The organism is Alteromonas sp. H02 (assembly GCF_059682525.1).
Map to the genome: position 1 here is coordinate 2,300,678 of NZ_CM185021.1, position 20,206 is coordinate 2,320,883.

General features: G+C 47.9%; 16 protein-coding genes and 1 pseudogene. 15 read left to right on the forward strand and 2 right to left on the reverse strand.

The genetic code is table 11. The annotated features are described in order from the left end of the window. Positions 1–147 precede the first annotated feature (147 nt). Both AC566Q_RS10640 and AC566Q_RS10645 read left to right on the forward strand, forming a co-directional pair. On the forward strand, positions 148–1,323 hold the full coding sequence (locus AC566Q_RS10640) for a thiolase family protein (RefSeq protein WP_499616512.1): 1,176 nt from the start codon (positions 148–150) through the stop codon (positions 1,321–1,323). Between the two features lie 157 nt (positions 1,324–1,480). Continuing rightward, the gene (locus tag AC566Q_RS10645; RefSeq protein ID WP_499616514.1) at positions 1,481–2,899 is read left to right on the forward strand and encodes a transporter substrate-binding domain-containing diguanylate cyclase; all 1,419 of its coding nucleotides are present in this window, start codon (positions 1,481–1,483) and stop codon (positions 2,897–2,899) included. 50 nt (positions 2,900–2,949) lie between these two features. Here the strand turns inward: AC566Q_RS10645 and AC566Q_RS10650 are convergent, their stop codons facing one another. Both AC566Q_RS10650 and sbcB read right to left on the reverse strand, forming a co-directional pair. Next, the gene (locus AC566Q_RS10650; protein ID WP_499616515.1) at positions 2,950–4,608 is read right to left on the reverse strand and encodes a flagellar assembly protein A; all 1,659 of its coding nucleotides are present in this window, start codon (positions 4,606–4,608) and stop codon (positions 2,950–2,952) included. Between the two features lie 107 nt (positions 4,609–4,715). Further along, positions 4,716–6,155 (reverse strand): exodeoxyribonuclease I, encoded by a 1,440-nt coding sequence (gene sbcB, locus AC566Q_RS10655; RefSeq protein WP_499616517.1) that lies wholly within the window; start codon positions 6,153–6,155, stop codon positions 4,716–4,718. Between the two features lie 244 nt (positions 6,156–6,399). Here sbcB and AC566Q_RS10660 point away from each other — a divergent pair, with 244 nt between their 5' ends. The 13 genes and pseudogenes from AC566Q_RS10660 (at position 6,400) to hrpA (ending at position 20,147) form a co-directional block, all read left to right on the forward strand. Further along, positions 6,400–7,380 (forward strand): IS5 family transposase, encoded by a 981-nt coding sequence (locus AC566Q_RS10660; protein ID WP_499606862.1) that lies wholly within the window; start codon positions 6,400–6,402, stop codon positions 7,378–7,380. Between the two features lie 188 nt (positions 7,381–7,568). After that, positions 7,569–8,729, forward strand: coding sequence for a hypothetical protein (locus AC566Q_RS10665; protein WP_287008793.1), 1,161 nt, complete (start codon positions 7,569–7,571; stop codon positions 8,727–8,729). 126 nt (positions 8,730–8,855) lie between these two features. Then, a complete protein-coding gene (locus AC566Q_RS10670) occupies positions 8,856–9,125 on the forward strand; it encodes a hypothetical protein (RefSeq protein ID WP_287008792.1) in 270 nt (89 codons plus the stop codon). Between the two features lie 415 nt (positions 9,126–9,540). Then, the gene (locus tag AC566Q_RS10675; protein WP_499616521.1) at positions 9,541–10,206 is read left to right on the forward strand and encodes a hypothetical protein; all 666 of its coding nucleotides are present in this window, start codon (positions 9,541–9,543) and stop codon (positions 10,204–10,206) included. 155 nt (positions 10,207–10,361) lie between these two features. Continuing rightward, positions 10,362–10,949 (forward strand): recombinase family protein, encoded by a 588-nt coding sequence (locus AC566Q_RS10680; RefSeq protein ID WP_287008791.1) that lies wholly within the window; start codon positions 10,362–10,364, stop codon positions 10,947–10,949. A gap of 81 nt (positions 10,950–11,030) precedes the next feature. Beyond that, positions 11,031–11,504: an RNase H family protein gene (locus tag AC566Q_RS10685; RefSeq protein WP_499616524.1), complete on the forward strand. Its 474-nt coding sequence runs from the start codon at positions 11,031–11,033 to the stop codon at positions 11,502–11,504. A 561-nt stretch (positions 11,505–12,065) separates the two neighbouring features. Next, positions 12,066–12,575, forward strand: a complete 510-nt coding sequence (locus tag AC566Q_RS10690; protein WP_499616526.1) for an invasion associated locus B family protein — start codon at positions 12,066–12,068, stop codon at positions 12,573–12,575. 84 nt (positions 12,576–12,659) lie between these two features. Beyond that, a pseudogene (locus tag AC566Q_RS10695) lies at positions 12,660–13,028 on the forward strand (isoaspartyl peptidase/L-asparaginase); the annotation flags it as partial. 418 nt (positions 13,029–13,446) lie between these two features. Further along, positions 13,447–13,731 carry an IS66 family insertion sequence element accessory protein TnpA gene (tnpA, locus tag AC566Q_RS10700; RefSeq protein WP_499607299.1) on the forward strand — a complete coding sequence of 95 codons (285 nt, stop codon included), beginning with the start codon at positions 13,447–13,449 and terminating at the stop codon, positions 13,729–13,731. Next, positions 13,731–14,066: an IS66 family insertion sequence element accessory protein TnpB gene (tnpB, locus tag AC566Q_RS10705; protein WP_126874057.1), complete on the forward strand. Its 336-nt coding sequence runs from the start codon at positions 13,731–13,733 to the stop codon at positions 14,064–14,066. Before tnpA ends, tnpB begins: the two co-directional genes overlap by 1 nt. 23 nt (positions 14,067–14,089) lie before the next feature. Beyond that, positions 14,090–15,658 (forward strand): IS66 family transposase, encoded by a 1,569-nt coding sequence (tnpC, locus tag AC566Q_RS10710; RefSeq protein WP_499617455.1) that lies wholly within the window; start codon positions 14,090–14,092, stop codon positions 15,656–15,658. A 27-nt stretch (positions 15,659–15,685) separates the two neighbouring features. After that, on the forward strand, positions 15,686–16,105 hold the full coding sequence (locus tag AC566Q_RS10715) for a CBS domain-containing protein (RefSeq protein ID WP_499617458.1): 420 nt from the start codon (positions 15,686–15,688) through the stop codon (positions 16,103–16,105). A gap of 145 nt (positions 16,106–16,250) precedes the next feature. Next, positions 16,251–20,147 (forward strand): ATP-dependent RNA helicase HrpA, encoded by a 3,897-nt coding sequence (hrpA, locus tag AC566Q_RS10720; RefSeq protein ID WP_499616529.1) that lies wholly within the window; start codon positions 16,251–16,253, stop codon positions 20,145–20,147. The last annotated feature ends 59 nt before the right edge of the window (positions 20,148–20,206 follow it).

A 20,206-nucleotide genomic window follows, 5' to 3' on the forward strand; every position in this document is an offset into this window, starting at 1 on the left:
TTTAACGTCAAATTTATAAACGTCATGGCTGACATAAAACCAAAGTCGTGTGTTTATTTTTTTATACAGGTGTAGGCTATGTGCAGTAGTAGGCTCGAGCAGGTGGTTATCTGTATTTGTTTAAATCTCAATTGAGGCAAGGAAACTATGAGTAAAGAATCTGTCGTTATTGTAGCTGCGAAACGTACTCCCATGGGCGGTTTTATGGGATCGCTGTCAACGCTGCCAGCCACTGATTTAGGCGCAGAAGCGATCAAAGCAGCATGCGGTGATATTGACGTTGCTGCGGTAGACGAAGTCATTATGGGCTGTGTACTGCCAGCAGGTTTGGGACAATCACCGGCCAGACAGGCTTCACTGAAAGCAGAATTACCGTTATCGGCAGGCGTGGTAACCATTAACAAAGTGTGTGGTTCAGGGTTAAAAGCAGTCATGCTGGCATCCGACATGATTCAGTCGGGCAGTGCCGAAGTGATTGTTGCTGGTGGTATGGAAAGCATGAGTGGTGCACCGTACCTTTTGCCTAAAGCGCGTGGCGGCTATCGTATGGGTCATGGCAAAGTGCTTGATCACATGATGATGGACGGTCTGGAAAATGCCTACGATGGTCAGGCTATGGGTTGTTTTGCCCAGGCAACTGCCGATGCAGAAGGTTTGACCCGTGAAATGATGGATGAATTTGCCATTGGTTCATTGTCGAAAGCCAACGAAGCGATCAATAGTGGCACCTTTGGCGATGAAATTGTGCCGGTGACCATTTCTACCCGTAAGGGCGATATAGTGGTAGACACCGACGAAGGCCCGGGGTCTGCTCGTCCGGATAAAATCCCGTCGCTGCGCCCGGCGTTCAAACGCGATGGTACGGTTACTGCCGCTAACTCAAGCTCTATCTCTGATGGCGCTGCTGCGCTGTTGGTAATGAGTGAGTCAAAAGCCGCTGAACTGGGCTTAACGCCGCTAGCGAAAGTAGTCGCCCATGCGACTAATTCTATTGCACCGGAAGACTTTACGGTTGCTCCGGTAGGCGCGATGGAAAAAGTACTGGAAAAAGCGGGCTGGAGCAAAGACGATGTGGATCTGTTTGAGATCAACGAAGCATTTGCCATGGTGACCATGCTGGCTATTAAGAAGCTTGGCCTGGATGAGAGCAAGGTTAACATTAAGGGCGGTGCATGTGCGTTGGGTCACCCGATTGGTGCCTCTGGTGCCCGTATCCTGGTTACCCTGTTGCATGGCCTGAAACAAAAAGGCCTGAGTAAAGGGATTGCCTCATTGTGTATCGGTGGTGGCGAAGGTGTAGCGCTGGCAGTGGAAATGCTGTAAACAGAGTGCCAATAACACAGGGCTGCTTGAGGCGGCCCTGTGTACATTTTCCAATCAGATATACCTGAACATTATATTGATTTTATTCGTAATTGTTTCAATATGTTGATTTAAAGCACGCTGCAACGCATACTGGGTAAAAACAAGAATAAATGACATGGTGATGTTCATTTTACGAACAGTAATTACGCTTTGCTTTGTTATCTGCGCCGCTTTTATTGCAGGTAAGGCAAGTGCCAGCCCAAAAACAGTAACCTACTGTATTGACCCGGCGTGGGTACCTTACGAAATGCTCCGCAATGATAAACATGTGGGGATCTCTGCCGACTACCTCAAACTGGTGGGGGAGCTGGCCAACCTCAATTTCAAACTGGTTAAAACCGATTCGTTCCGGCAATCTCTTGAGTATGTGCAAACCGGCCGATGCATGCTGATGTCGATGCTCAATAGTTCTGCGCACCGTAATGTGTACCTTGATTTCACGGTGCCATATTTTCAATCGCCCAATGTGCTTATTGCCCGTGATGCCAAGGTGATGTACCAGGGCCTGGAAGGGCTGAATAATCAGTTGGTGGGGGTGGCAAAAGATTCTTTTCTGGCCGACTACCTGACCCGTTATTTTTCGCAGCTCAGCCTGCAGTTGTTCGAGAGTGAAGGCGAAGGGTTACGGGCATTGAGCCGTGGTGACGTTGATGTTTTCGCCGGAGCGCTGCTGAGTATTAACTCAGAACTGAATAAAATGAACATGCAGGAAATGGCCATTGTTGGCTATGCCGAACCTTATAATTCCCTGCGCATGGGGGTAAATAAAGCGTACCCGGAACTGGTTGCAGAGATTAATGACGCCATTGAGCGAATTCCGGAAGCGGCACGGGTGGATATCTATAAACGCTGGAGCAACGTAAAACGCCAGTACCATCAGGATTTTCGTTTAGCGGTGCTCGGCATTGCCTGTGTTGCGGTAATCCTGGCCACACTGTTCTGGCGGCGGAATATTATGCGCCGGTACAGTCGTGAATTACGCTCAAAGCAGGAAGAGATGGAAAACCTCCAGTCGGTATTATTGGAAAAAAATCGCATGCTGGAGTTTTTATCTTCCCATGATACCGCCACCAACCTGTATAACCGCAACTTTATGTTGCACCGGGCAGAAGATGAGGTGTCTCGTTTTAACCGTTTCCACACCGCGGCTACGCTGATCCTGTTTGATTTTTCTACCCAGAATGTGCGGCCAAATCCCGGCGATAAACCATTTTCGGAAGAGGGCATGCGTGAGCTGGCCAGAGTCTGCCTGCGCAGCGTACGGGAGGTCGATATTGCCGGGCGCTGGAGTGCTGAACAAATTATTATCCTGTGTCCGCAAACGCCTATTGCCGCATCGAAAATCCTTGCCGAACGCCTGAAGGATGCTATTGAAACGCATCCCCGGGATGATATTCGGCTATTGCCGTTTTCAATCGGGCTGGCCGCTTTGCAGGAGGGTGAAATCTTTGCCGATTGGTACGAGAGAGCCAGTCAGGCACTATATCTGGCGCGCCGCCACCATAGTGGTAAGGTGATGATAGCGGAGACCTGAGAGGCTTCAGGTTAGAAATAGAAAGGGCAGCGTTAAGCTGCCCTTTTGGATTAAACCAATGGTTCGTATTTCCACTGGTGCATATCGTAGCTGACTTGCGCCCGGTCGTATTCCCGTTCGGAACGCCAGTTGCGGTTGTTGAGTTTAACCGATACGCCGGAGTACAGTTTTTTGTTGGCTATCAGTTTAGCGGCTTCCTGATACTGCTGTTTGGCCTGTGACATCTCGACCGATTTACTCTCCATCCAGGTCAGCAGGTTCGACTCGTTTTTAAGCAATTCTTTAGCTTCGTCAACTTTGCTGAGTAACGACTTGGGCACAACGCGGCTATTGATGTTGTCTATTTTCTGTTTATGCCGTTCAGCATTACCGCGGATCTGGCGCAGCAGCTCCTCAAAACTGTCTTTGCGGGCCTGCAGCTGATTAAAGCCCATGCTGAAATCAATGCGCAAAGTACTGCCAGAGACTGCCCCCACGGTACCCGCAATGACCGGGCCATGACTGCTGATTTCACAGGCAAACAGGTTTCCCTGTGGGTTATCCGGCTGTCCCACCACAATCTGGCCACCGGTAATGACCCGGCAATGAGCAAGCTGGCGACCGACATTGAGGTTGCCACTACAGATAATGTCGAGCCCTTGCCCGTGCTGCAGATAAACACTGCCGCCCGCCTGAATAGTGCAGGTATATTCGTTATGAACGTCGGATTGTTTACCCATGGCGCCTTCGGTGATGATGACATCGCCGTCAGCCTGAATGTGTGCTGACTCGGCAAAGCCATTTACGGTGACATCGCCCTTGGCTTTAACAATCATATTTTCAGTCACGTCACCATTAACCAGCACAGAGCCCTCATAGGTGATATGGCCGGTACCCACGTTAACGCCCTGACAAATAAAAGTATCGTCCACCTGCATCACCAGGTTGTTATATTTGGGCATGCCGGCAATGGTAGAGACCACCAGATTTTCATCGTGATCGCTAAGCGCTGTGCCGCTGCCCAGATTGAGTGGTACCCAGTCACCAATTTTTGATGGCAATACGTTGCCGCGCACATCAAAGCCATGGCGACCTTTACCGGGCGGTTCGCGACGCAGCACTTCGGCGCCGGCTTTAACGCAGACAATTTCACCCAGGTTACGTAAATCGACTTTTTTATCGGTCTTGGCCTGAGGTTTGAGCACGCGCTCCAGCGCGTTGGGGACCAATGGTACCTGTTTAGATGAGTGGCCGTCGCGGGGCGGTAACCCTTTGGCTATTTCACCTTCAACATGACTACCAGGCTCTGCTTCGGCAACTCTTTCGAGCAACGCGCGAATGCGTTTGATGCCTACGCCACGACGGATACCATTATTCTTTGCCATGACCTGTATTTGTTCAGCCCGCGGTAACTGACCGCCGTGAGGCGCTGTGAGAATGGCAGAGGCGCTCATATTGTCTTCGCTAATGCGAAACTCAACTTCGGTATGGCGTCGTTCGCCAACCTGTTCGATCACCTGTTGTGAACTGTCTCGGGTTTTGAACAGGTGATTAGCCCTATCACAGGCTGTTTTTATGGCATTCTCAGACAGATAGACTTCATCAAAGCCCTGTTCACACAGCGCTTTATGGACCTCTTCTGCCGAGAGCTCCTGTTCCAATTCGCCGGGGGAGATGGTTAACGTTACGTTGTCACGGTTAGTATCGAAAGAAAAATTTACACCTTGCATTGCCATTCCTGTCTGTTAGCGCTGTGCGCACGTGAACAAGTCGTCGTTATTATTATTCTATATCTGCAATTTTGGGTATTTCTGTAGCGATTGACCCTACACAAATACTACAAATTTTGTGCGTAATCGTATAACGCTTTTAATATCGCTTTGTGCTCGTGATTTTCTGCATGTTGCATGGCCAGCTGTTCCAGCTCCAGCAGGTAAGCATCTATGGTGATACTGGCCGGAGAATCTGGTGCTGTCAATCTAAATTGGCGGTGCTGCTGCCAACGCTGGCTTTCCTCAAACGTCAGGGTGTGTGGGTAGTTTCTGGCCCGATAACGAAACAGCAGGGTTTTGAGTTTGGGGTTCTGCATGCGCTCGGCAAGGACACTGAGCTGCTCCGGCTGAGCCTCTCGCACATCATCGCACCAGTGCTTCTCTTCGTTAGTTAAAAAGCCACCGCTGTAGAGAGCATGATCGGCATCGACTTCGCTATCTTCATGGGGCTCATTGTAAAGCTCAACCAGTGTATCCCGCCAGGCGGTGTCTTCGGCCAGGCGTTGGTAATTTTCCAGGCACTGCTCACGGTTAAGGCCCAGACGATCGGCATTGTCTTCGGTCAGCGCTTTGGCGGTGGTAATAAACGGTGAACGGTTAATGTGGATAAGCTTAATCCCCGGGCGTTGCTGGCCGTCCTCAAAGCTTTCCTGGCGCGCATACAGCAGGCTCCGCAGGGTTTCGGCGTTCTCGCTTAAAATGGCTTGCGGATCTTTGCTTAAGTCTACGCAAATAATCGCGTTGGGGTTGGTGGGATGCTGGGCAACCGGCAGGATCCACGTGCAACAGCCCTGGCTGGCAGGGATCTTCGATGAAACATGTACCAGTGGGGTGAGTTGCTGCAGGTTTATCTGCTTAACCACCTGGGCTTTCTGGCGTAACGAAAAAGCATAGTCGAATAACTTCGGTTGTTTTTCCTTTATCAGACGAGCCAGGGCAATGGTGGCACGTACATCGGCAAGGGCGTCGTGCGCCTGGCCATGGTCGATACCGTTTGCTGCGGTAAGTAATTCCAGCCTAAAGCTCGGGCTGCCGTCTTCTCTTAACGGCCACTCAATACCTTCCGGGCGAAGTGCGTAACAGGCACGAACCAGATCAATGATATCCCAGCGACTATTGCCGTTTTGCCATTCCCGGCCATAAGGATCGTAAAAGTTTCGATAAAACATATAGCGACTCACTTCATCGTCGAAGCGAATACTGTTGTAGCCCACCACGCAGGTATTGGGTTCGCTCATGGCCTGATGTACCTCGGCGGCAAAGTCTGCTTCTGTCATACCATCCCGCAGGGTATGTTGTGGTGTCAGTTTAGTCACCAGGGCCGCCTGTGGATGGGGCAGGTAATCGTTGCTAATGCGACACATAATATTGATGGGTTTGCCCACCTCATTGAGATCCTGGTCGGTGCGGATGGCAGCGAACTGACTCGGCTGGTCTTTTTGCGGGCTGACTCCCCAGGTTTCGTAATCGTGCCAGAGAAAAGTTGCAGAACTGGTAGTACTCATGGTTTAGGTCGTTTAATCCGTAACGCTTTTGCTTTTATAGCGACATCCTAACATGGTTAACCGGGGGAGAAGCCAGAAAATCCGTGTTCGGGAGGAAGTCCCGGTCTTGCAGGGTGAATGACTCTGGTACCTGCAGGCAATAGGCAGTAGAGTAAATGACACAACGATAATAAATTAGGGAAGATGCGAATAAGTCCCCGATGTGAGATCATAGCTGCATAGTAAATCACAGCCATTACCGCCCATGAGCCAACAGTTAACTTTTGCCGATAGTGAGTTTTCCAGCAAGCGCCGTCAGACCCGTAAAGAGATTTTCCTATCCCGGATGGACAACTTGTTGCCGTGGACTCAACTGCTGGAAGTAATTGAACCCTTTTATCCTAAAGCAGGCAATGGCAGACGTCCGTATGCGCTTGAGACCATGTTTCGCATTCACTGTATGCAGCAATGGTATAGCCTTGGTGATGAGGCAATGGAAGATGCGTTATATGAAATTGCTTCGATGCGCCAGTTTGCGCAACTGTCATTGGATAAAGCCATTCCAGACCGCACTACCATTATGAACTTCCGGCACTTGCTGGAAAAGCACAAGCTGACTCGCAAATTATTCAAAACGGTCAACCAATGGCTGTCGGACTGCGGTGTGATGATGACGCAGGGTACACTGGTGGATGCCACGATTATTGAAGCGCCCAGCTCCACTAAAAATAAAAAGAATGAACGTGACCCGGAGATGCATCAGACCAAGAAAGGCAATGAATGGCACTTCGGCATGAAAGCCCATATTGGTGTGGATGCCAAGAGTGGTCTGACTCATACGCTGGTGACCACCGCCGCCAACGAACATGACCTGAACCAGTTGCACAACCTGTTGCACGGCGAAGAAGAATTCGCTTCCGGCGATGCTGGTTATCAAGGCGCAGAAAAACGCGAAGAGCTGAAAGATACAAATGTGGAATGGCTGATTGCCGAACGCCCCGGAAAAGTCCGGGCGCTGAAAAAGCATCCTCGCAAAAACAAAACGGCCATTAACATCGAATACTTAAAAGCCAGCATCCGGGCGAAAGTAGAGCATCCGTTTCGGATCATCAAATGTCAGTTTGGCTTTATCAAAGCACGCTATAAAGGACTGATGAAAAATGACTCGCAGTTAGCCATGCTATTCACCTTGGCGAACCTGTTTAAAGTAGACCAAATGTTACGACGACAGCCAAGATCTGTCTGAAATCCGGGAATAACCCGGAATAAGGCCGAAATCAGGCCTAAAAAGGTAGTATATTGGCCTAAATTGAGAATTTAGCGTTCAAAAATTAGGCGGCGAATGCAAAGGCTGGTTCAAGAACTAAATTGCAGGACTTATTCGCAGTTTCCCTAGGTAGATTATGATTAATTGATATTCATGGAAGAAAAACATTGAAAAATACTAAAAATACTCTTCGTTCTCTTCAAAATCTTAAAGCTTTCGATTCAGGGCAAAGCCCAAACGTGATATTTGAATTCCCGTTGTATTCTGATGCGAATATAAAAGGGCATTTTGACTCTCCTGAGTCACCATATAGGTTTATTAATCTTTTTAACCAGCAGATAAAAATGAGTGGCGATGTTTTCGAGGCTCTTACATTGCGTGTATATGATTGTTTACCTGAACCCAGAGGGGGCTCAGCTTTTATTCGTAAAGATATGAAAACTGACGTTTCAACTTACCATGGTGGTGATTATATAGATGAAATCACGTGTATTACTTCTCTCTTTTTAGGGATACGACTGAAAGCTGGGTCTAAATCTCGAATGACCTTACCTGACAACCCCTTAGACGGTAAACCTTCACCAAACTATAAAAATTCTCCAACTGTAAATATAGGTGCGTACGGTCCAGTAATACCAGACGTCACAAAGTGTGAAGATTTATCTTTACTCTCGAAGTTGATTCTACTGAAAAATTTAAAAGAGAGTGAATACGTTGAACTTCTCAGGGCTGCGAAACTATATAACGAGGCCTTGTGGCTTGCAGATTCAGACCCTCAAACAGCATGGTTATTCTTGATTTCTGCTGTCGAAGTTGCGGCAAATGAGTGGTTCAAAAAAGATGATACCCCACAAGAAAAGTTACGCTCACTCAAACCTGACCTTTCAGGTTTCTTAATTGAGTCTGGAGGCCCAAAGGTTTTTGATAGGGTTGCTGAGGAATTTGGTCATTTATTAGGTTCAACAAACAAGTTCATAAAGTTTTGTAAGAATTTCATGCCTCCAAAGCCAAAGACTCGTCCAATTGAAGAGTACCAAGTGAAGTGGTCAAAAACCGGTATTGGCTCTGTTCTAAGTACACTGTACGGTCATAGGTCCAAAACGCTACATTCAGGTTTACCTTTCCCTGCCTTGCTTTTATTCCCACCTATTAAAGACGATAAACAGGTATTTGCAGAAGTAAGTATGAAAGGGCTGTCAATGTACGGTGGATCATGGTGCCAGAATGAATTACCAATGAATCTGAATACATTTTATAATTTCGCCACCAGCGTATTAAACAAATGGGTTGATGATTTAATCGTTCAAAGCGAGTCTAATCATTGTTAACCTAAATTATCATCGAAAGTTTCCTGAACGAAGCAAACTGACACAACTAAGATTTAGATTCTTCAGGGTAGCTTTTGAGGTACATTTATGTAGACTGGATTTATGTGGAAAACAAGGAGAGCAAAAATGTTTTCAACTGAATTACCAAATCCTGAATTTAGTTTCAAAGCATTGGGTGATGACGGGAATTCTTACGTTATAGATTGCTTTGTTACAATGAACCATAAACCTCGTCCAGATGATATTCATTATAAGGAACCAAGCGATATTAAAACCCTAAGAACAGAAGATGGACAGCTAGTAACAAAAGTCAGCAAAGGGAAATATACAATCCCCATGCCATTACCATCACGAGGATTGATTACCCTTAGGTCCGCTGATCCAAAGGCTCCGTAAGAGTTATTCTTTATTTAATTATTCTTATTGGTATCCATGCCCTTACGAGGTTACAAGGAGAAGCCGTAAGGGTCTCTTAGTGGATAGTCACAATGTAGTCAGAAACTGACTTTTGACTACACTAAATATTAACCCGTAAAGGCCATCAAGGCCCCATTATTAAAGACCTTGAGGGGATCTTTAGAGCTTCACATTACCTCCCCACCTTGTGTTAACTAAAAAGGCCGTGTAGAGTTGCCGCCCTGACCACCCAGAGAGACATTCTACATTGGCAAATACTCGCATATCACTATCCAGCATTAACGACTCAGACCAACGTTACCAAAACAGGGACACTAGGACAGGCACATATGGGGAGGCAATCAGTGAGAGGCTAAGCAGTAAATCACACATAAAGAAATTAGTGAAAAGCCTCATGGATAACCCAGAGGGGAAACTTGAAACAATTGAGGTCACCTATGATCCTAATAACGAAGGCAAGTACATAATTGTTGATGGTTTCCATAGGTTTGCAGCCTACAAGGAGGTCAATAAGAGAACGAAAAGATTCAAACAGATCAGAGTCAAAGTACTTGAGGAGGTGACAGTAGAGAAAGCCTTATCAATCAATGCTGAGAATACAACTAAGCCTCTCACTGCAAGCCAAGAAACAGAAATACAATGGCAAAAGTTCTTAGTGTTGATGCAACAGCAACCTGACATTAGTACCAAAAACACAGCGAAAGAGATTGGCGTCACTCCCAATACTGTTACTAACTGGCGCAGAGACAGAAAGGCTTTCATTGAAGCTGGTTACTTTGAACAGAGAAGCCATGTAGCTAAAAGCATGGTCACAGGCTTTCCAATCCTCAAGCAAGCTAGGAATGAGTTAAAGAAAGCTACCTATACAGACCCAGAGATAGAGACACAAGGGCAACTATGCGAGGCTGATAAAGCACTACTACAGACCATCCTTAAAGCAGTAAAGAAAGCAAAGGAGCCTGACAAGCTTAAACGAGGTGCAGAGCTATTCTGGGGTGAGAACCCTAACTATGTGGACTATGACATTAACCTTGACCCTGATGATTACGATAACTTCTGATAAGCCACCGGTAAAGGAGTCTCAAGGGTAGCTCAAAAGCTTCATATATGAGCCAGTTACTTTGAGCTAGCTTTATCATGTATCAAAAGTAGTGTATTGACACTTATTGGCTAGGCTCATAAAATACCCCCACTTTTCATCCATAGAGATACATTGTGAGTCAACGTACATATTTTTATTGCCGCGTATCGACCTCAGACCAGACCACAGCTAACCAAGTACAAGCTTTTAAGAATAAGGGGTATGAGATCAATGAGGACTTTGTTATTGCAGAGACCGTATCAGGTGCTGTATGTGCAATGGAGCGTAAAGGCTTCAGAAATATGGTTGAAAATAAGCTGATAAAGGGAGATACGCTTGTAGTCCTTAAGCTAGACCGCTTAGGAAGAGATAACATTGACGTGCAGCAGACTATTGATTTGCTCCTTGAGAAGGGTATCAATGTTCGCATATTGGATTTACCATTTGATGAGCTAGTTACCCCTGAAAACAGATTAATGTTGAAGATTTTCGCAGCCTTTGCAGCCTTTGAGAAAGATCGTATCAGAGAGCGCACCCTTGAGGCTCAAGCCAGAGCCAGAGCAGAAGGCAAAACGATTGGAAGACCCACCAAAGCATCCCCTGAGAAGGTTGCAGAGCTACGTAAAAGCGGTCTATCAATATCAGTCACAGCTAAGCAATTAGGCGTCTCAGAAGCCACTGTAAAGCGCCTGTACGCTACAGCAAAGAAACAAGCTAAATAGTAACAGTTCCCCTAACCAAACAACTTTAAGGCGCTCTGAACCTCTTAGGGCGCATTTATCCCTATGTCATAAGGAGTAGTAATGACACAACCAACAGACAATACACTACGTGTTTATTTCCACAGTTCTTGGGTCTCACAGACTAAAAAAGGTGGGTGGGCTTTCTTAATGACCCGTAGAGACAATGAGAACGACCTACAACGCTCAGGACTTAAAGGGAGTGCATCAGCTACCACACAACAAACAATGGAGCTTACAGCAGTTGTAGAGGCTTTCAGACGCATTAATGAAAGGCAGTTAGCAGATAGACCTATTACCGTCTACACCTCAAGCAATTACATCAACCAAGGTATCAACACATGGTTAGCAGGATGGAAGGCTAAGAATTGGAAGGGAGCCAACAAGAAACCCGTTAAGAATGCTGAGCTATGGCAGGAGCTTGATAAGTGGAATGAGGAGTTTAAACCTACATGGGAACTCATCACCAACGAGGGAGACCACCCAGCAGACGCAGAGGTCAAAGCAATGGCAGTAACAGCAGCTAAAGGAGCATAAACAAATGAACACACAGGATATACAACAAGGTAACGCTGGTGGACTTGTAACGATCACAGAGAAGGGCTTAAATGTAGTAGCTACCCTTGACGGTCTATTGACAGTTAGAGGCTATGAGGGCGTCTACAAGTGTTCTGATTGTAGTCATGAAGCTCATTACCCTGAAGTGGACTTATGGACGCGCTGTGATGCTTGTTTTAGTAATCTGGTTACAGATGACGACGTTACGAGCCTTGATAAGATTGACCCTATCTAAAACGCTATGCTAGATGATGTGGTACACTTTGGGGATTCTCAGGTGTACCCATCACCACTAAAAAAACTAAGTCGCATCCACCCGTTATCAGCCTCAAATAGTCCCTAGCGTTTGTTAATGAAATGTACTGAAAAAATGAGAAAACGATTAAAACGTTTTTTTTCAGCGGCATGGGACGACGCAATCGTCACAGAAGGGAGGACCTTTCTACCTCCCCCCCTTGTGAGTTTTCAATTAAATGTTAAATTAACATCTGATCAAAGTACTGTATTCTCAATGTCTTAATGTAATGAAAAGGAAATTCAATGCTAAAAATGAAACTAATTCTGCTATTTTTTTGCTTTAGTCCACTAGCTTTAGCAGAAGCTATATGGGGTCCAACTTTAGAGTTTGGAGATTGGGAAGCTGTTGTTATTACAGATGATTTTGAAAATGAAAAACGACCTATAATGACTGGAAATGTCTTCGAAGAGGATGGTTCAGAGAAGTTAGGAAGATTTACAATTAGCAGATTTAAACAACTCTCCACCGGAATACATGCTGAAGTAAGTATATACATAAGCTTTTTTTCTGGGGCTTGGCCTGAATGTGACTACGAGCAAACTAAGTATAAAATTGATGAGGGAAAGTCGTTGCAATTCCCTAAAATTGGGCATACCTGCGAGACTTTGATACTCAATCCCCAACTAATTAAAGAAATGAAAAAGGGAAATGTTCTGAAAATAAAAGTTAAAAATCAAGTGGGTACAATATCTTTGAAGGGATTTACTAAAGCTTGGGAATATAGTGCGAGGGAGTTTCTCTCAGCAAACTGAAGGTAGGTTGAAATAAGCTCTTAAATTACGTTTTAGAGTAAAACATGTTTTCAAAGTCATCGAATATTTAGCGTTATGTAATTAACCTCAACCGGCGGCATGACAGCCAAGCGTTATGGCCGCATTGGTGACTCGCCGGTCATTGGTGCAGGTACCTGGGCCGATAATAGCAGTTGCGCGGTATCAGCCACCGGTCACGGTGAGTATTTTATTCGCTACCATGTTGCTGCAGATATTTGCTCACGGATGAAGTATACCGGCGTCAGCCTTGATGAGGCGGCCAATACAGTAATTAACGATGTGCTGGTCGAAGCCGGCGGCGATGGCGGTATTATCGCCATTGACCACGATGGCAACATTGCCGCGGTGTTTAATTCTGCCGGTATGTACCGGGCGCAAATCGATACTGACGGCAAAGTGAAAGTTGGCATCTATAAAGAATGGGTTGAGTAAAACTGATACCGGACATTGATACCTGTTAATGTCCGGAATGCTTTAAAAGGTGATGTAAATAGGGTTTCTGCGTTCAGACAGCCTGCTAAAATTACCTTTCCTCCTCCTAAATTACCCCCTTATTACGACCAAAGTAGTGTTAAGAAAAAGTTAACATTCCATCGCATTCTGAACTAGGCTTATTACAGGGCAAGACGCCCCAGAGGCTGTCTTAATAGCCGGGCAACAATGCCCCGTTATATAGCTGTAGTATGCGCTATCACCCTCTTGATAATAACAATCATGCCACAGCAGAGCGTAAGGTTTAATCGTGGCAAAGGAGGATCTATGGAGTAAGCGATCAATTTAGACCGTCTTTTCCCGGCGGAGCTACCCCGTAAAATAGTCCCCGTAGATTTTACTCACGGAGACTTAATCGATGGCAACAAAAAGACGTACACGCGAGCAATGGCAGGTATTGGTTGATAAGCAAGCAGCAAGCGAACTATCGGTCAGTAAATTTTGTGCGCAATATGATTTAACGGTATCAAACTTCTATCTGTGGCGTAAAAAACTGAGCGATGATAGCCAATCGCTCACGCAGACGGATAATTGGCTTGCCTTTGATATGCCAGCAAGTGTAGACAAAGAGCCGGGCGCAGCGTGGGAGATAGAGCTGGCCTTACCTGGTGGTGTGGTGCTGCGGATGAACCGGGCTGCCTGATGTTACCCTTATCCAATGGGCGTATTTGGCTGTATACCGGTAATACCGATATGCGCAAACAGTTTGATGGGCTGGCGGCACTGGTACAGGGCAAACTGGGGATGCAGGCGCATTGTGGTGACTGGTTTGTGTTTATCAATAAGCGCCGCACCCAGCTAAAGGTGTTGTATTACTACCAGGGCGGTTATTGTTTGTGGAGTAAACGGTTAGAAAAAGGCACCTTCGCCAAAGTCACTGACGGTACAGCAAAAACACCATTAAACAGTGCTCAGTTACAGTGTTTGATTGATGGCATTTACTGGCAAAAAGACAAACAAAACAGGCGATTTAATTGACTGATTTTGTTATAATTTACGCCATGAAAACACATTCTATTAGTCACCTTTCACCGTCTGAAATTGAGGCTGCCTTTGCTCATCAAGCTGAGGAGATTGCGCAACTCAAGCATCAACTGGACTGGCTTAAACGCCAGTTGTTCGGGCGTAAGTCTGAAAAGGTGTTAGTGGATAATCCGGCGCAGAGCAGTTTGTTTGATGAGGGTGAGACACACGCCTTACCGGCAGACACCAAACCGGTGAAGGCCCATACCCGTTCCTCACAAAAGCAACGTCGCGACTCGGATGTGAATGATGAAGGCCTGCGTTTTGATGAGACGGTGCCTCAGCTGATTATTGATGTGCCTGCGCCTGAGTTACAGGGGGCGGATGCCGACCAGTATGATGTCGTGGATATCAAAGAAACCCGTCGCTTAGCACAACAGCCCGGCAGTTATGTGGTACTGGTGTATCGTCGTCAGGTCGTGCGTCATAAAACCACGCAAACCCTTAAGGATACCCCAGCCCCCATCAATGTACTGGAAGGCTGTTACTGCGATGTCTCACTACTCGCTGGGCTGATGGTGGATAAAGCGGTATATCACTTACCGCTTCACCGCCAACATCAACGCATGCTTGATAGCGGTATCACCCTTAGCCGGGCTACCTTAATCAACTGGATACAACAAGGCATTGAGCTGCTTCGGCCCATCGCCAAGGCCCAGTGGCAGCACATTCTGCAAAGCAAAATCCTGATGATGGATGAAGTGCCCATTAAAGCCGGGCGTACCAAAGGGGCTGGCCGAAAACCGGGGCAAATGAAACAAACCTACTTCTGGCCGATGTACGGTGACAGTGATGAGGTGGCGTTTACCTGGAGTCACAGCCGGGGCATGTTGCACGCCAAAGCACAGTTGCAGGACTTTACCGGTACCTTGCTGACCGACGGCTATGCCGCTTACACCAAAACGGTTGAGCAGATAAACCAACACGAACAAAAGATAGTGCACGCTGCCTGTTGGGTACACATGCGCAGAGGCTTTGAAAAAGCCCTCGACAGTGAGCCGCACACCGCACAACAGGCATTGGATATTATCGCCACACTCTACCGGCATGAAAAACACATCCGGGATAAGCAATCAGACCTGGCCGATATCCATACCTACCGCCAACAACACAGCGAACCACTCGTGACTGACTTCTTCCGGTGGGTCTACCAACAACGCCAGCGCACTGATTTACTACCCAAATCCCCCTTCGCCAAGGCGCTTCATTACACCGCTGAGCGAGAGAGCCAACTCAAGGTGTTCCTGAGTAACCCCGCGTTACCCATGGACACCAATCATCTTGAGCGGGCACTGCGGGTAATCCCCATGGGCAGAAAAAACTATTTGTTCTGTTGGTCCGAACTTGGTGCTGAACAACTGGGCATACTGCAAAGCCTGATGGTGACGTGTCGCCTGCAAAGCGTGAATCCCTACCATTACCTCGTGGATGTATTGCAGCGTGTAGCACTGCACCCGGCCAAAGACGTACTCGACCTGACGCCAAGAGTCTGGAAAGAGAAATTCGCGGACAAAAAATTGACGAGCGATTTAGATAAAATGGGGTGATCCGGGTCTATATTGATCGCTTACTCTATGGAATCGTTACTGGTAGGTAAATACATGAGTCAGCATCCGGTTAAGCTCACTGAGTCCATGCCGGTGGCTGAAGCGGTAGAAAAGTTATTGCAAAACAACCAGTCCGGTGGCCCTGTGCTGGATAACGCAGGGGAGTTGTGTGGTTTTTTATCCGAACAGGACTGCATTAAAGCCATGGTGGAATCGACCTATTACCGTGAGCAGGTCTGTCGCGTAGGTGAAATCATGAAAACGCCGGTACTGACGGTGCGTGATGACATGTCGATTCTGGAAGTGGCAGAAAAGCTGCTGGTAGAAAAACCCAAGGTGTATCCGGTGGTCAATAGCGATAACAAGCTGGTCGGCTGCATTACCCGCAGTCAAATACTGTTTGCTATCGATAAACACTTACACGCGGAATACCCCAAAACCGCCTGATACGGCCGATAACGCCTGATTTATACAGTGATGCTGGCCTGATAAAAGACCAGCACACTGGCATTCAGGATATTGAGACTGGAAAAATGGTTGCGGTTCTTCTAGGATCGCTGCGTTTTTTAGTTTCCGGATGTTATCTGCTTTTATGTCAAAGTCTTCGCCGATCGGTGCGTTACTCAGTCAATTGCCGCAATGTCTTATTAAAGACAGGTTTCCTCTACGCCGCCAGTTACAAAAACTGGGTAAGGCCGATCTCACCAATGAGGGTAATCAGCAGCAACTGGCAAAAATCATCGAGCGTATTAATGCGTCGGTGGAAAAGTGCTCGGCGCGCCAGGCGTCTATTCCGGATATCGATTATCCGCCACTGCCGGTCAGTGACAGAAAGGATGACATCAAACAAGCTATTGCCGACAATCAGGTCGTCATTATCGCCGGTGAGACGGGCTCCGGTAAAACCACTCAGATCCCGAAAATTTGTCTGGAACTTGGCCGGGGCGTGGCCGGTACCATTGCGCACACCCAGCCACGGCGACTGGCCGCCCGCAGCGTGGCCAACCGGATTGCCGATGAACTCAACACCACTATTGGTGATTTAGTCGGTTTTAAAATTCGCTTTTCTGATCAGGTCAGCGACAACAGTCTGGTAAAACTGATGACCGACGGTATGTTGCTGGCCGAAATGCAGCAGGACCGTTTCCTGAATCAATACGACACCATCATTATCGATGAGGCCCACGAGCGTAGCCTGAACATCGATTTTCTGATTGGTTACCTTAAGCAATTGCTGGCTAAGCGCCCGGAACTAAAGGTTATCATAACCTCGGCGACCATCGATCCTGAGCGTTTCTCGCGCTATTTCAATGATGCGCCAATTATTGAAGTGAGCGGCAGAACCTTCCCGGTGGAAATTCGTTATCATGATCCCCAGGACGCCGAAGACGATGCCGACCAGGTGGAGCGGATCATCCTTGCGGTGAACGAGCTGATGCGTGAACCGCCCGGTGATATTCTGGTCTTTTTAAGCGGTGAGCGTGAAATTCGCGATACCCAGGATGCGCTGAGTCGCCGCCAGTATCGCCACACCGAAATTATTCCGCTGTATGCAAGATTGTCGGCCTCTGAGCAACAGCGGATCTTTCAGTCGCACAGCGGTCGACGCATTGTACTGTCGACCAACGTTGCGGAAACCTCACTAACCGTGCCGGGCATCAAATATGTTATCGACCCGGGCACCGCGCGTATTTCCCGCTACAGTGCACGCAGTAAAGTACAGCGCCTGCCCATTGAGCCGATATCCCAGGCCTCAGCAAATCAGCGTGCCGGTCGATGCGGCCGGGTTTCCGAAGGTATCTGTATTCGTCTGTATTCAGAGCAGGATTACGACAACCGGCCGGCATTTACAGACCCTGAAATTCTGCGTACCAACCTGGCCTCGGTTATTCTGCAAATGGCCAGTCTGGGCTTAGGCGACATTAACCAGTTTGATTTTGTGCAGCCGCCGGACAGTCGTCAGATTAACGATGGGTTTCGTTTGCTGGAAGAAATTGAAGCCATTACCCGTAAAAAAGGTCGGGTTACGTTAACCAAACTGGGCCGGCAGATATCCCGCTTACCGGTCGATCCGCGCTATGCCCGTATGGTGGTGGCGGCCGGCGAGTTTAACGCGCTGATGGAAGTAATGGTGATTGCGGCCGGGTTATCCATTCAGGATCCCCGTGAGCGTCCGCAGGATAAACGGGCACAGGCCGATGAGGCGCACAGTGAATTTGCCGATAAAGACTCTGATTTTATTGCCCTGTGGAATTTATGGTTGGCCTTTAGGGAGCAACAAAAAGCCCTATCGAACAGCCAGTTGCGTAAATGGTGCCATGGCCATTTTATCAACTACCTGCGCATGCGCGAGTGGCAGGACATCGTTAGTCAGTTGCGTAAGTCTGTGGCTGAAATCGATTTGAGAATTACCAGTCAGGCGGCGGATTATCAGGCCATCCATCAGGCATTGTGTAGCGGTTTGTTATCCCATGTGGGCATGAAAGACAAAGACCGCGAGTACCTTGGTGCGCGCAATACCAAATTTATGATCTTTCCCGGCTCAGGGCTGGCCAAAGCCAATCCCAAATGGATTGTGGCAGCCGAGCTTGTAGAAACCTCCAAACTGTTTGGCCGCATGGTGGCCAAAATTGAACCGCAATGGCTGGAATCGCTGGGCGGGCATTTGGTAAAACGCAATTACGCTGAACCGCACTGGTCGAAAAAACGCGGCGCAGTGACAGCCAGCGAGCGCGTGACCTTATTTGGCCTGCCGATCGTGGCGCAGCGTTATGTGACCTACAGCCAGATAGATCCGGCTACCTGTCATCAGCTGTTTATCCGTGAGGCACTGGTTAACGGCGAAACGAAGCTGCGTTATGCCTTTTTAGAAGACAATCAGGCGTTGCTGGAACTGGCCGATGGCTGGGAGCAGAAAACCCGGCGTCGGGATCTTATGGTCGACGAACAAATCCTGGTGGATTTTTACGCCGATAAACTGCCCCTTGAAGTGAATAACGACGCCGCCTTTAAAAAGTGGTTAAAAGGGCAGTCCTCTACCGACTTTTTGCGCCTGACCGAGCAGGATGTGTTTCGCGAGCAACCCGGCACCTCGGCGGCTAATGCGTTTCCGGACGTTTGGCAGCAGGGCAATATTACCCTGCCGCTGAGCTATCATTTTGAGCCTAACGCCGACGACGATGGCGTGACGGTAAGCATCCCTTTACCGCTGCTTAATCAGGTGGTGGAAGACGGCTTTGACTGGCAGGTTCCGGGCCTGCGTGAAGAGCGGGTGGTCCAGTTGATAAAAAGCCTGCCGAAACGCCTGCGGCGTAACTTTGTGCCTGCACCGAATTACGCGCAGGCGGCACTGGCCGATATGCGCATGCAGGAAGACAAAACCGGTAAGCCGATTAAGCTGCTTGAAGCACTGAGTACCAAGTTGCTAAGAATGACCGGGGTGAGGGTAGAGCAAGAAGACTGGCAGCCGGAGCAACTGGACAAACACCTGATAATGCATTTTGCGGTGGTGGATGCTGATAACAAGGTACTTGGTCGCGGCGATGATTTGCAAGCCTTAAAAGACCGCCTGCAGGGACGGGTAAAAGAAACCTTTGAACAGGCTGCTACACCGGAGCTTGAGCGTAAGGATATCACCAACTGGGATTTCGATACGCTGCCAGCCAGCTTTACCCAGAAGCACGGCGGCTTTGAGGTTCAGGCCTTTCCTGCGCTGGTTAATCACAATGGCCGGGTCGATATTGAACTGATTGCCGAGCAGGAAAAAGCCAATACGTTGCATCAGCAGGGGCTTAATCGTTTACTGATGCTGGGCATGCCCTCGCCGGTGAATTATCTGGAGCAGAAGCTGCCAAACAAAGCCAAACTGGGGTTGTACTTTAACCCCTTTGGTCAGATTAAAGCCCTTATTGACGACTGCATTCTGGCTGGTATCGACGCGCTCAGCCACGAATTTCAGGCACAGCACGAGCTGGTTATTCGCGATAAAGAAAGCTTCGACCGGTGCCTCGACCATGTGCGGGCCAATATCAATGAGTCGGTGCTGGCCATTGCCCAGCAGGTAGAAACCGGTCTTACGCTGGCTCATCAGTGCCAAAAGAAAATGAAAGGTAAAGTATCACTGGATATGGTGGCAGGCCTTAACCACATCAAACAGCATTTGGGGATGCTGGTGTACCCGGGCTTTGTGGCCGAGGTGGGCTTTGCCCGTCTGGCTGATTGGAACCGCTACATAAAGGCATTGGCGCGCCGGCTGGAAAAGCTGCCAGTCGACCCGAATCGTGATCGCTTGCAACAAATTACGCTGGATAAGGTAGAGCAGGCCTATGCGGCGGTACTTAATAAATACCATGCCGATAAAGTGCCTGCTGAACTGGCACAAGTGCGCTGGATGATTGAGGAGCTTAGGGTCTCGTTATTCGCTCAGCAATTGGGTACGGCTTATCCAATTTCAGCAAAACGGGTGTTAAGCGTCCTGGAAGCCTATTAGCGCTGAGACTTCAAAACCAACAAATAACGTTATTTTAAACTTAACCCCTGAGGCTGGCC